General features: G+C 61.0%; 10 protein-coding genes. 7 read left to right on the top strand and 3 right to left on the bottom strand.

All coding sequences use genetic code 11. The features are described from left to right. The first annotated feature begins 42 nt into the window (after window positions 1-42). The 5 genes from ABIA45_RS33875 to ABIA45_RS33855 all read left to right on the top strand — a co-directional run bounded on the left by ABIA45_RS33875 (window position 43) and on the right by ABIA45_RS33855 (window position 5,956). Window positions 43-555: a Phasin protein gene (locus ABIA45_RS33875; RefSeq protein ID WP_404654941.1), complete on the top strand. Its 513-nt coding sequence runs from the start codon at window positions 43-45 to the stop codon at window positions 553-555. Window positions 556-997: 442 nt separating this feature from the next. Next, a complete protein-coding gene (locus ABIA45_RS33870) occupies window positions 998-2,596 on the top strand; it encodes a glycosyltransferase 87 family protein (RefSeq protein WP_404654939.1) in 1,599 nt (532 codons plus the stop codon). A 49-nt stretch (window positions 2,597-2,645) separates the two neighbouring features. Further along, complete coding sequence (locus ABIA45_RS33865; protein ID WP_404654938.1) at window positions 2,646-3,878, top strand: glycosyltransferase family 87 protein; 1,233 nt, start codon at window positions 2,646-2,648, stop codon at window positions 3,876-3,878. Between the two features lie 448 nt (window positions 3,879-4,326). After that, window positions 4,327-5,133: a transglutaminase family protein gene (locus tag ABIA45_RS33860; protein WP_404654937.1), complete on the top strand. Its 807-nt coding sequence runs from the start codon at window positions 4,327-4,329 to the stop codon at window positions 5,131-5,133. A gap of 550 nt (window positions 5,134-5,683) precedes the next feature. Then, entirely contained in the window at window positions 5,684-5,956 is a 273-nt protein-coding gene (locus ABIA45_RS33855; RefSeq protein WP_404654936.1) for a hypothetical protein, read from the top strand. 1,470 nt (window positions 5,957-7,426) lie between these two features. Here ABIA45_RS33855 and ABIA45_RS33850 read toward each other — a convergent pair. Then, window positions 7,427-7,807, bottom strand: a complete 381-nt coding sequence (locus ABIA45_RS33850; protein ID WP_404654934.1) for a hypothetical protein — start codon at window positions 7,805-7,807, stop codon at window positions 7,427-7,429. Between the two features lie 319 nt (window positions 7,808-8,126). Between ABIA45_RS33850 and ABIA45_RS33845 the strand changes: the two genes are divergently transcribed. Beyond that, window positions 8,127-9,128 carry an ABC transporter substrate-binding protein gene (locus ABIA45_RS33845; RefSeq protein ID WP_404654933.1) on the top strand — a complete coding sequence of 334 codons (1,002 nt, stop codon included), beginning with the start codon at window positions 8,127-8,129 and terminating at the stop codon, window positions 9,126-9,128. Between the two features lie 160 nt (window positions 9,129-9,288). On the opposite strand, the gene ABIA45_RS33840 is transcribed toward ABIA45_RS33845, so the two are convergent. Together ABIA45_RS33840 and ABIA45_RS33835 are read right to left on the bottom strand one after the other, a co-directional pair. Continuing rightward, complete coding sequence (locus ABIA45_RS33840) at window positions 9,289-10,518, bottom strand: glycosyltransferase family 87 protein (protein ID WP_404546018.1); 1,230 nt, start codon at window positions 10,516-10,518, stop codon at window positions 9,289-9,291. Between the two features lie 168 nt (window positions 10,519-10,686). Beyond that, entirely contained in the window at window positions 10,687-10,851 is a 165-nt protein-coding gene (locus ABIA45_RS33835; protein ID WP_035998610.1) for a Flp family type IVb pilin, read from the bottom strand. 297 nt (window positions 10,852-11,148) lie between these two features. Here ABIA45_RS33835 and ABIA45_RS33830 point away from each other — a divergent pair, with 297 nt between their 5' ends. Beyond that, window positions 11,149-12,639, top strand: a complete 1,491-nt coding sequence (locus ABIA45_RS33830) for a hypothetical protein (RefSeq protein WP_404654931.1) — start codon at window positions 11,149-11,151, stop codon at window positions 12,637-12,639. The last annotated feature ends 33 nt before the right edge of the window (window positions 12,640-12,672 follow it).

The raw sequence follows: 12,672 nt of genomic DNA, 5'->3' as shown, positions 1-12,672 counted from the left end.
CATGACCGTTGTGGTCGCCCCCCCATTTTCCTGGAGCGTCAGATGAGCAAGCGCAAACCAGCGGCAGCGCCAAAGCGCGCCCGCAATCCGAAAATGCCCTCGCGGGCCCAACGGAACAAGCAGGCCATTGTTAGAAGCCCGAAAGAGAATTTACTTCACTCTGCTGCGGCAGACTCGGTCGAACCGCTTCCTGAGCTTCAAGATGATCCTCAACACGAGGTCACTATCATTGAGCCTCTGCCGGATTCCTTAGTAGATGACCTCAGTCAGAGAATGACGGATAGCGATGCAACGAAAGGCTCTGCTCTAGCGACGGCAAACATGCAGGCGTTTCAAACGAAGCTTCTTGAGATAGCCGGGATCAACGCGCAATTTGCTTTTGAATTGGGCCTGAGACTTGCGACGATCAGGTCACCAACTGAATTTTTCGGCGTCATGACGGAGTTTACAAGCAGACAGGTCAAAATGTTCGCGCAGCATTCGAAAGAACTGGCGGCATATTCGTTCTGGCCGATCAAGCCGCCTCGAGAGCTTACGGCTCTGCCGAGACGATAACTGCAAGCCGTCAGGATGGACGCAAACGCGGATCACGCACGCGCAGCGACCGTCCGCGGGCGCGCATTTGGACGGCCGGCCGAAGCAGTTGAGGTCGGCCGCCGGCCCCCCGCCAGGCTGCGCAGCGTGAGCGGACTGCGCGGGCGCGTGAATAGCTTCGGCTTGGGATCATCCCCATTGTGGAAACACCCCTCCCTGCCCTCTCCCGCAAACTGATCGGCCGAACGCGACCTTTACGTGTAGTACCGAGGAATTCCCGCATTGATTCATACAACCTTAACTGGCTATCCGTAGTCATACGGTTGTAAATTGGAATTCGGCAATGCGTTTCACGAGCGGGCTTCCTGCGGTTCAGCGACCCGACTCTGCTCGTGAAGTTGCCGGCGCACATGGCGCCTTGATGCTGGAACGCGCGGCGATTTCCTCCGATCTGCGAGAGGTCATGTCCCTGCCGGCGGCCGACAGGCTGCGGCGATCGTGGAGGGCGAAGCAGCGCGGCAATGCGCTTGCAACCATCGCCATTGTCGTCTGCTCGATGCTGGCAGGCGCGCTCTACACCCTGGCCATGGGCGAAGACGTCAACTGGGATTGGCAGAACTACCACGAATACAATGTCTGGGCCGTTCTCAACGGCCGCTATGGCGTCGATGTGATTCCACCGGGCTTTCAGACCTACTTCAATCCGCTCGTCTATTTTCCCGTCTACTATTTCCGCCATGTCCTGCCGGCGCCCTACGGGCTGATGATCATCGGCGCCGTTCACGGCCTCAACCTTGCGCTGATCTGGCTGTTCGCACGTCTGGTGCTGCGCCAGGCCGCAACCATCGCGTCGGTCGCAGCAGTGGTCGTCATCGCGGCGTCAGGTCCGATGACGCTCTCGGAAGTCGGCACCAGCTTTTCCGACGTGCTGCTGGCCCTGCCCGTGATCGGCGGCTGCCTTCTGATCCTGACTGCGGATCGCCGACCCACGATCTGTGTCCTGCTCGCGGGATTGCTGATCGGCGCCGCCGTCGGGCTGAAGCTGACCAATGTCGTCTACGCGATCGGCGCTGCCGCGGCGCTGCTCGTCTCTGCGCGTCCGCTGCGGGCGATCACGCTTCTTGGAATCGGGGGGATTTTCGGCGCGGCGCTCACCGGCGGCGGATGGTGCCTGATCACGTGGCGCGACACCGGCAATCCGATCTTCCCGCTGTTCAATGCACTGTTTCAGTCGAGCGAGGTAGCCGACGTCAATCTGATGGATGCGCAGTTCATGCCGCATGGCGTGCTCGACGCACTGGCCTACCCCTTCTACTGGCTGATCGGCGACCACCGAGGCGCGGAGCATCCGTTCCGCGACGCGCGCTTCGCGGTGGTGATGGTCCTGCTCGCGCTCGGCCTGTGGGTCCGCGCGAGGCGCAAGAGCGCGATCCTCACCCGGGGTGACTTGCAGCTGGTGGTGCTGTTTGCGGCCTCTTACCTCGCATGGCTCGGCTTGTTCTCGATCCAGCGCTATGCGGTGGTTCTGGAGCTCCTGTGCGGCCCGCTGATCGTTCTGTTGCTCGCGCGCCTCGCCGGAAGCGTGGGGCCGACATGGCTGACGACGTCCCCTCGACCGCTCGCCGCGCTGACGTTGACGGTCGCAGTCGCGATCGCAGCGTGGTCGCAGCCGGCGGACTGGTGGCACCGCCCCTGGTCCGACGTCTACCGGCCGAAGATCGCCTACGAGCTCGATCAGCCCGCGACCTATTTCATCCTCGGCAAGCCGCTCGCCTATATCGCGCCGCAGCTCCCCTCCCAGTCGCGCTTCTACCTGCTCGCCGATATCGCCGTGCCAATCGTCCCCGGCGGCATCTTCGACCAGCGCATTCGCGCCGGGCTGAAGGCGCCGCTGCCCGGCGGCGTCCGCGAATTGCACATGCGCGGCGAACCGGACCGCAGCGCGCTCTTGGGTCGCTACGAGCTCACCATCGATCGCTCACGGCCCTGCGTCACCATCGAGGGCGCCCGCCCCGGCACGGTGATCGAAAGCTGCCCGCTGATCGCGCGGGGCTCACTTTGAAAACCACCGCCCTTCCTTGAACAGAGGCTTTACCCCTTTGAGCTGTACAATGAATCATGGCGAGCTTGGCACAGGCAATTCCACATCAGTCAGGATTTACGCGGCCTTCACCGTGGTCGCTGCGGCCATTCTGCTAGCGATCGTCATATTTGACTTCCAACTGGCAGCAGCCCAGTCGTTCCCATCGTTCGTACTTGACCCAGGCGGCTTTCCGGTTGGTCGAGATTTCATGAACACCTGGATGGGCGGCCGATCGGCTTTTTCCGGCGGCCCTGCTGACTGGTTTGATTCCGGCGCCTACATGGCTGCAATAACGAAGGTGACCGGCATCCCCGATCTGGCACCTCTGTATTGGTCGTATCCGCCGCATCTGCTGTTCTTCATTTGGCCCCTTGGCTTGCTTGGTTTTCTGCCGTCGTACATTTCGTGGTGCGTCGCCGGGCTCGCCCTGTATGTTTGGACGGCAACATCGTGCGGTGTCGAACGAAAATACTGGGTGTTTCTGGCCGTCGCACCTGCCGTCACGGTTAACGTCTTCCTCGGCCAGAATGGTTTCTTGACCGCCGCGCTCTTGATCGGCGGTCTTGCAAACCTCGAGCGACGGCCGATACTCGCTGGAATTTTGTTTGGTATCCTGACCATCAAGCCGCAACTCGGACTCCTGCTTCCGATCGTGCTGGTGCTGGGTGGGCACTGGCGAGTCATTGGTTCAGCCGTCGTCACGACGGTGTTTCTTGTCGCCGCGACTGCAGCATGGTTTGGGCCAGAAATCTGGACAGCGTATTTGCATAAGGTTTTGCCGCAACAGAACGAACTGCTCGATGTGGCAGGTATCATGGGCTGGCCGATCGTCGCCTCGGCCTTGATTAACGCACGCCTTGCGGGTCTTCCGGCTGATCTAGCCTGGGTGGTGCAAGGAGCGGCGTCGGTATGCGCCGTCGGTGCGGTGGTTTGGACGTTCTGGCGCAAGCGCGATCCGGTCCTCTCACTAGCGCTCTTCGTTACCGCCACCTTCTTGTTTTCACCCTGGATCATGAACTACGACATGGTCGTATTCGGATGGATTGTCGCGCTCCTGCGTCAGCGCGGAAACGAAGCGTTCGCCGATCAAATTCTTTCACTTGCGTTGTGGATGTTGCCTATTCTGATGTTTCCATTCGGCTTCGCGCAAATACCGATCGCTTTACTGATCCTCCCCTTGTTCGCCGCTCGTCTCCTGTGGCGGTTGTCCAATGACAAATCAAAGCAGGCCTCGTCAGTGACGTTGCCGGCTCTAGCTTGAGGGGCGACATTTCCTGTTGCGTGACACCATCGAGTTCGATGAAGACATCGAGTGCCCGTTCGATCGCGGCCGAGACGTCAACGGTTCGCACGGGAACCTCCCGCAGGCGAAGAAGGGCAGCCTTGGCTGCTTCTATGGTGATCGCGCGGGCCGCGCGCGGAACGCAGACTTGAGAGCCCAGCCAAGGCGAACGAACTTTGCTCCTGGATGATGTTTTCGAAGCTTTGGCAGGCTCGATCTCTTCAATGGGCGCCAAGGGGCATCTTCAGCTGGCGCCTTCTCTCTTCTCCGAGCAAATCTCTTCTCCGGGCAAACTTGCCATGTGGCCTATTGGCCCGTTGCAGACCTCGGGCACGCTCGACTAGGCTTGTCACCGGACCGCCGCCCGCCGTTGCCAGCACGATCACCCCCGCGGCCAATTCGAGTTTTGTCGAGACAGGCCCCAAGCATGAAAATACAGGTTGGCTTCGAAATGACCTACGACTTCCAGCAAGTCACACCATTGATTGCTGTCGTCGGCATGCACTTCACCCGCGCGTCCGACATCATTGTGCCGGATCACCTCATCACCGAGCCTTCCGTGCCGATCTCGCCATACCGCGACGGCTTTGGAAACTGGTGCAGTCGGTTCGTTGCGCCTGCTGGCCGCATGCGCCTTTCCGCCAACGGTGCAGTGCGCGATAACGGTTTGCCTGATGTGATCGCACCTTCCGCGACACAATACGCGGTCGAGGATCTTCCACCTGATACCATCGTTTATCTGCTTGGCAGCCGCTACTGCGAAACCGATCGGCTTTCCGACATCGCATGGAAGCTGTTCGAGAAAGCGGCGCCGGGTTGGCCACGGGTCCAGGCGATCTGCGATTTCGTGCACAATCACATCGCGTTCGGCTACGAGCACGCGCGGGCCACCATGACGGCTTGGGACGTATTCAACGAGGGCAAGGGCGTCTGCCGCGACTATGCGCATCTTGCCATTGCATTCTGCCGTTGCATGAACATTCCAGCCCGCTATTGCACCGGCTATCTCGGCGACATCGGGATCCCGCCGCCCCATGCCCCCGGGGACTTTGCAGGCTGGTTCGAAGCCTATCTTGGCGGCCGCTGGTACACGTTCGATGCCCGCAACAACACTCCGCGAATCGGGCGCGTCCTGATCGCGCAAGGCCGCGATGCGGCGGATGTTCCGATCGTCCATACTTTCGGACCCAATACGCTCGTCAGCTTCAAGGTGTGGACTGACGAGCTTGTGTAAAGCGCTCGCCTTGGGCGATTGGGTACCAGCCGGCTGAGATTGATCTCGCTAATTGCTTAGAAGACTGCTACAGAGTTCGCATCACCGCGCGCTACGTGGCTGTTATCGGTGACTGAGAGCTTTGCGCTCCCGCCCTCAACCCAAGAGAAGGCGGTCAGATGGCAAATTCCGACAAATTCGACATTCGTGAGTGGCTCGTACCACCTTTGTTGGTACCGGTCTTCCTCGTACTGCTGATTGCGGTCACGGCCATTTTATAGCGGTAAGTCCGTTCAATCACCATGCGTCAGAACTGCAAACCGGGGCGTTGCGCCAGTTCAAGCCAAACGGGAGCCCAAAAATGGCAAACACGGCAATCATCAGGGATGCCTACGGGGTTCCGGCGATCTTCGTTGGTTCGAAGACTGGCCGGGACGATGCTCCCTTTGTTTTCGTGAGGGTCGGAGGTGAGGAGCGCCGGATGCGTTGGTCCGAATGGGATGCTCTTCCGGCCTGGACCGGCGAGAGTCCCACCTGGGCGAGTAAAACCAATTAGCTAGGAGTGCTCAGCATGAAGATGGTTCGAACCGGCATATTGACCGCGGCGCTTTTGCTGACATCCGCACTGGGCACATTCACGCCAGCAGCTGTTGCTGCGGAGCCGAATTGCCGTGCGATTGAAAGCACCAGCGCCCGCCTCTCCTGTTACGATGCGGCATTTCCTCCAAAAGCCAGGAAGCCCACCGAAGCCGGCGTCGATCCATCGTCAGGCTACAAGGATCCATTCCTTGCGGAAGAAGCCCGAACCGCCGCGAAGCTCAAAAATATTTGCCGCGGTTGCTGAGTTTCGCTTCCGAACGTGCGCGCCAATTGAGAGACCCTGTAAGATGACGAACGATGCTAATGATCGCCGAGTGGGCCGCCAACGAAAGCGCGCTCTTCATCTGGCGGGCACGGTTTTGGATGGGAGGGCAGACCACTCTGCGAGCTCTAAGGACCAATCGGCCAGAAAGCAGCGCCTGCTTGACGGGCCAGCGGAATTCAAAGCGGTCCGCGTCGATCGTTCGAAGAAAAGACTTCAAACGATGCTGAGTGATCGAGGTTTGTCACCGCGCATGGTTGCTTCGGCCCGGAGTCATGATGACGCATGGAACATCTTGGGATTAGATACACGGTGGTCCAGACGATCAACCCGCCCGGCTGGAAATGGTCGTTTGAGCGAGACGGTCGGTCACCCCGAACGGGAATTGCCTTCAATCGAGCGGAGGCCGTCAGCGCAGCTGAACGAGCGATCAGCCGATCGCTCAGAGATCAGCAACGCCAATAGAAGCGCTCGGTTTGCAGCTGTCCTGTCCTCGGCACGTTGCCTCTCGACCCCGGCGTCAGCTTCCAGCAATTCGCAATAGTTCCTGCCAGGAACCGAACAAAGCGCTCGCTATTCGGCAGATAAAGGCGCACTGTCTCACTACCATCGAGCGGCCCTTAGCATCTATCGGTGGTGTGAACGCAAAGTTGCGCTCCCGCTCAACCCCAAGCGGAGCGTCAAACATGCCGCCTCAACCGTCCCCAGGACAATTCTCGACACTTGAATACCGCCTCGCGCAAGAGGCGATCAACCTGCGCCTACAGGCCGAGGGGATGCCCGTTGGTGTCCGCCGCACGGAGCTTCTGCGAAAAGCCCGGCAGATCGATGTTGCGGGGGAGATTAACAATTGGCTGTCCTCACCGGGACTACAGGCGCCCTCGTGAATTTAAGTCTCGCTCTTGTGCGGCGTGATGAACTTCAGCATGCCACGTGGAGACCAACGTCTATCGGGATTTTACTCTCACCCTCCCGGGGCTGGTAAGCCGCCGCCTGCGCTTCATTTAAGCGGGCGGCGTTTTTGCTCGAGTTGGTATGCCATTGACGGGACGTCCTGCTGCTGATCGTGATTTCCATGTGGCTTTCTGGGAACGCCGCTGGGCGAACGGCTTTAAGCTTAATCACCTTTTCGGATCCGTGGGCTACTATCGGTGACTGAGAGCTGGTTGCTCCCGCCTCCAAGCCGCGGGATGAACATGTGCAACAAATGCGTCAAGATAGACAACGAGATTGAACAGTTCCGCAGGTTGATGGCACCGGGAATGGACGCGCTTAGCCTGGCGATGATCCGATGCACCATCGAATTGCTGGAAGATGATAAGGCGGCCTTCAAGTGCCGCGGGAGCGCGCGCAACTAAATGCACGAAGCCGGCTTCCTGATGGTGATCCGAACGAGGCAATGCAAGCTGGCCAGGGCCGCCTTTGAGCCGCTGCGGACCTGAAGGACCGACCTCATTGCCGCGTCATCAGCGCGACAGCGAACCCAAGCAGAGTCAGCAGAATGGAGAGGGGATACAGCCGAGCGAGCTTCGTCCTGAGCGGAATGGGAGTGCCACGGTTGTCGAGGTCGAACTCGAATGGCACCTCGGAGAAACGTAGCCCGAAGTCCAGCTCGTATTTCTCACAAAGATAGGCCAAAAGGTCGTTCGTGAGGAAACAGAACTCGAAGAAGATGATGGTCGGCAAAACATAGAGCCCCGTCTTAGAGCTCAGTATTTGCGACGTCCTGCTCCATTGCATCCCAAGGACACCAGCCAAGACGATGACCAGGAGCACTGTGGCGAGGATTGCAGCGCAGGCAGCCACGAGGGCAATTTTGAGCAGCGTTCTCACGCGCGGACATCCCTCGTGCGAAGGCGCAACATCTGTCGGTTGTGCAGCAACGAGCGCTAAGCTTCGGTAAATTGCCAGCCGCGTTCCATCTCCGGCGCTCGGCCGACAATCTCCGGCTCTCAGCCGGCGCCCATCGCGGCCAACACCGTCTGCCGCCTCGACGTCGCCTGTGAGGGGTAGACCGGGCGCAACGGAGTCCAGGCCCAACCGTCGAGAATAACCCAACCCAGTCCCGAGCCGGGCCGGAATTCCGCAGCGCAGCGCTCTCCCACGTTGCCGAGGTGTGCTATTGTTTTGGTCAGCGCGCGGAGGCAATGCTGTGAGGCGACGCGAGCTCATTACTCTGCTAGGCGCCGCGGCGGTGTGGCCGCTGGCGGCGCACGCGCAGCAAGCGGCCAGACCGCCGCTGCTGGCGATGTTCCATCCGGCAATCCCGCCGGCGCTCCTGACTGAAACGGGCGGAGGCAGCCCATGGCGCGCCTTTTTCGGCGAGTTGCGCCGTTTGGGTTATTTGGAAGGACAAAATCTGATCATCGAGCGCTACTGGGCCGAGGGGCGTCATGATCGTTATGCCGAAGTGATCCGTGAAATCGTGAGCCGCAAGCCGGATGTCATCGTCACCGGAACGAATCCCGTCGTAACCATGTTCAAGGCGGCAACCGATACGATACCGATCGTTGCTTTCATGCTGGATCCGCTGCAGGCGGGACTGGTGACCAACCTTCAGCAGCCCGGCGGCAACCTCACCGGCATCACGCTTGATGCCGGCATCGAGATCTGGGGCAAGCGGCTGGAGTTCTTGAAAGAAGCGATTCCTTCGATGCAGAAGGCCGTATTCCTCGGGATGCGCGGCGGTTGGGATGGGTCTGTGGGCCAGGTCTTGCAGAATGCCGCCACCCGCCTGGGAATCTCACTGACCTTTGTCTTCCCACAGGAAGGGAAACCCTCGGAGATTGAGCGCGTCTTCGATGCTATAGCCGAGCAACGGCCGGACGCCGTGCTTGTGAGCGGAGAGGGCGATCTTTACGCCAATCGCCAATTCATCGCCGAGCTCGCCGTGAAAAAACGCCTGCCGACGATATGTCCGTACCGCGACTACGTCGAAGCCGGCGTGCTGATGGGTTATGCTCTCAATCTCTCGGAGCTGTTCAGGCGGTTGGCCGACGACGTGCACAAGGTCCTGAAAGGTGCCAAACCGGGTGACATTCCGATTTATCAGGCGACCAGATTTGAATTCCTGATCAATCTGAAAACGGCAAAGGCATTCGGCCTGACCCTGCCCCCGGCGTTGCTTGCCCGCGCCGACGAGGTGATCGAATAATTCCGCCATGTCCATTCATCGACCATCGCGGCCGTTGAGAAATGTCAACTTGTCCGGCGCCATCGAGAGTGCAGCAAACACCGGCGCGCTGACGGCGAGCGTCAACGAGTACACGCCCCAGCGTCTCACCCGGAGCCCGATCAGAGCATGATCGCGCTTCTCAGCTCGTTCGCGTGAGAGCGAGCTGCGCCGATGCGGCCTCGGCACTCCGCCAGGCTGCGCAGCGTCCGAGGATCATCCCGAACACGATCAGGATTGCCGGGAAGCCGACCGGTTGCCCGAGAAACAGGAAGCTCGCAAGCAGCGCGAAGACGAGCGCCAGCGCCATCACTTCGTGGCGCGCGAAACCTTCATCGAGCCCGGCGCGGATGAGGAAGGCCACCGCGACGCCCAGCACAACCAGATCGTACATAAAAAGATAGGGCGTCGTGAGCAGCGTCGCCGTCGCGAGCATCGCTGCCTTGAGGGCGTAGGGCAGCCGGCTCCGCCACACCACGACCAGCGCGACGGCCACAGAAGCGGTCAACACCCATTGGAATATCCATGCGAGCTGCTCGGTGCCGCCGACATAGCGCACCAGCGCGAAGATGCTCTGCATCTTGAACCAGGGCGCCCGGCCCTCGGTCAGGAAGGCCTGGGAGAACATCGGGATCCAGTGGAAGAACGCCTGCCAGCTCTCGGTGCCGAAGGCGAGCCAGGATAGTGCAGCGATCGCAACGGTGACGATTGCGGCGGTGAACAGCACGGTCCATTCGGCGGCGGCGAGCAGAACCAGCGGAAACAACAATCCGTATTGCGGCTTGTAGCTCAGCAGCCCGACGCAGATTCCAGCCAGCACCGGCCGCGTCGGCAGCAGATACAACATGCCGCCGATCAGCGAGGCCGTGAGGAAACCGTTCTGCCCGACCAGGATGTTGAGGAAGGCGGCCGGAAATCCAACCGCAATCACAAGGCCCGCATTGCGCCCGATGATCGCGCGCATCACGGCGAGATAGGGCACCATGCTGAACGCGGCCCAGCCGATGAAAGCCACCGTATAGGGAAACTGCGCGAGGAAGGACGCGACGAACAGGAAGGGCGGCGGATAGTGCCAGGCGAAATGGCCGACGAAATCCTGCTTGAGCAGCGCAAGCTCGACCTGCTTCTGAATGTCCCAATCCCAGGCCTGCGCGGGATGCCCCTCGAGCGCCAGTCTTCCGGCCGCCCAGACGTTGACGAAATCGGTGGGAATGCCGCGCCCGTCGGCGTCAAAGATCCAGAGATGGGCGAGATAGGCCGTCGGAAAATACGCCAGCGTGACGATCGCCAGCACGAAGGAGATGTTGACGAGGATCGCGGGGACCGCACCGTGACGGCCGACGGCAGACGGGACGGAGGAGGCTTCGGCCATGCGGCTTCCTTGCGCGATGATGTGAGGCGGATGCGCCCAAGCCATACACCCGAGTGACTTGAAGGAGGCTTAAGCCTGATCGTCGAACGCCCCGCGCCGAATTCCCGGGCAACGCAAAAGAGCCCCGTCGATGACGGGGCCCTTCGCTATTCCGCTGGTCGTCCGGCCTTACTTGAGGCTGGTCGAGATCGAGCTGAACTTCGTGTTCAGCGTGGTGCCGAGGTTGTTGACGACGGTGATGATCGCCAGCGCGATGCCGGCAGCGATCAGGCCGTATTCAATGGCGGTGGCGCCGGATTCATCCTTCATGAAACGCGCAACGAGGTTCTTCATAGAGTGCTCCAAATGAGTACACGAGGCTACAACTGATCTGGTCTCTTCGGCTTCCCAGCGCCGCCCGACCATGGCAACGGAACGTAGAGGCAAAGAATTGCACCGCAGTTAATTTGGCTGCGTAAACACCGAGCGGATTGCGTGTATCGGCCCATGGTAAATCCAAGTTCGAAACAATCCGTTAAATTGTACGCATCTGACGCCGGCCTAGCGCGGCCGGTTTACCCGAAGTTATGACCGGCGTGGTCCAATGCCGCCCGCTCGGGCCGGCAAGAACAACCAGGACGACGAGACGGCATGTCCCTTTCCTTCGCCAACAGCATCGCGGTGCAAGGTCGCGCGCGTGCCCTGGTGCCGTTGTGCGTCGGCGCCGGCGCCTATCTGTTCTTCCTTTTTCTCGGCGACACGCTGCTTCAGGATTCCGACTCGTTCTGGCAGATCAAGATCGGGCAATGGATCCTCGATCACCGCGCCATGCCCATGATCGACTTCTATTCCTTCACGCGGACGGGCGCGCCGTGGATCTCGACGTCCTGGCTGTCGCAGGTCGCGTTCGCCTTCTCGCATGCACAATGGGGCTGGGCAGGCCCCGTCATCCTCACCGCGGCCGCCGTCGCGCTCACCGTCGCGATCCTCGTCTATCTGCTCGAAGTGCATATCGGAGCCCCGCGCGCGGTGCTGTTCGCGATGCTGGCGCTGCTGCTGTCGATTCACCACGTGCTGGCGCGCCCGCATATTCTCGCGCTGCCGGTGATGGTGGCGTGGGTCGGCTTGCTGATGGCGGCTGCGAGCCGCAGGAGCGCGCCGTCCTGGACCTGGCTGCCGCTGATGGCGCTGTGGGCGAACCTGCACGGCGGCTTCGTGCTCGGGCTCGCGCTGATCGGCCCGATCTCGCTCGAAGCGGTCGAGCATGCCGAGAAGGGACGGCGGCTCGCCCTGTTCATGCGCTGGGTGCTGTTCGGAATCGGGGCGCTGATCGCGAGCTGCTGCACGCCGTACGGCTGGCGAACGCTGCAGGGCGCGACCAACATCCTCAGCCTCGGCGAGCTGCTGACGCTGATCGTCGAATGGATGCCGGCGAACTTCGCCACGTTCACCCCGTTCGAAGGCGCCCTGCTCGCCCTGATCGCATTCGGCTATTATCGCGGCCTGGTGCTGTCGGCACCCCGGATCTTCCTGATCCTGTTCCTGACCTGGAGCGCGTTGAGCCACGTCAGGAGCATCGACGCATTTGCATTCCTGGTGCCGCTGGTGCTGGCAAAGCCGCTCGGCGAGATGTTCCCGCAGCCACAGCCAGAGGCCGCCGGTGCCGAAAGCTGGCCGGGCCGCTACGTCACGGCGCTCGGCGCACTGATGATCGTGGCGGCAAGCTGGACCTCGACCTCGCTCTATCTGGGGCACCACCGCTTCACCTTCACGATGACGCAGACGCCGGTTGCGGCGGTCGACCTGCTCGAGCAACGCAAGGTGCAGCGCGTCTTCAACGCCTACCAGTTCGGCGGCTATCTGATCTCGCGCAATATCCCTGTTTTCGTCGACGGCCGCGCCGAGCTCTACGGCGAGAAATTCATCATGGACTTCTTCAAGGCGACCGAGGGCAAGAAGCCCGAGCTGCTGCCACGCCTGCTCGACGAGCACAAGATCGATGCAACACTGCTGGGCGCGGATGCGCCGGGCCCGCAGATCCTCGACCAGCTCAAGGGCTGGAAGCGGATCTATGCGGACGACATCGCCGTGATCCACGTGCGCGACGCCGCAGACGGCGCGACCGCGGCGCCTTCGAAGTGACGAGCCGCTCCAGCGCGCGTCTTCGGCCTCAGC

The organism is Bradyrhizobium sp. USDA 336, from assembly GCF_044908355.1.
GTDB classification, from domain to species: Bacteria; Pseudomonadota; Alphaproteobacteria; order Rhizobiales; family Xanthobacteraceae; genus Bradyrhizobium; species Bradyrhizobium yuanmingense.
The sequence above is the reverse complement of the archived record's forward strand: the minus strand, read 5'-3'. Positions and strand labels throughout refer to the sequence as shown.

Coding starts and splice junctions, on each gene's coding strand:
- ABIA45_RS33865 (WP_404654938.1), top strand. CDS start 2,646: ATGAATCATGGCGAGCTTGGCACAGGCAATTCCACATCAGTCAGGATT.
- ABIA45_RS33840 (WP_404546018.1), bottom strand. CDS start 10,518: ATGGCCGAAGCCTCCTCCGTCCCGTCTGCCGTCGGCCGTCACGGTGCG.
- ABIA45_RS33830 (WP_404654931.1), top strand. CDS start 11,149: ATGTCCCTTTCCTTCGCCAACAGCATCGCGGTGCAAGGTCGCGCGCGT.
- ABIA45_RS33835 (WP_035998610.1), bottom strand. CDS start 10,851: ATGAAGAACCTCGTTGCGCGTTTCATGAAGGATGAATCCGGCGCCACC.
- ABIA45_RS33875 (WP_404654941.1), top strand. CDS start 43: ATGAGCAAGCGCAAACCAGCGGCAGCGCCAAAGCGCGCCCGCAATCCG.
- ABIA45_RS33870 (WP_404654939.1), top strand. CDS start 998: ATGTCCCTGCCGGCGGCCGACAGGCTGCGGCGATCGTGGAGGGCGAAG.
- ABIA45_RS33855 (WP_404654936.1), top strand. CDS start 5,684: ATGAAGATGGTTCGAACCGGCATATTGACCGCGGCGCTTTTGCTGACA.
- ABIA45_RS33860 (WP_404654937.1), top strand. CDS start 4,327: ATGAAAATACAGGTTGGCTTCGAAATGACCTACGACTTCCAGCAAGTC.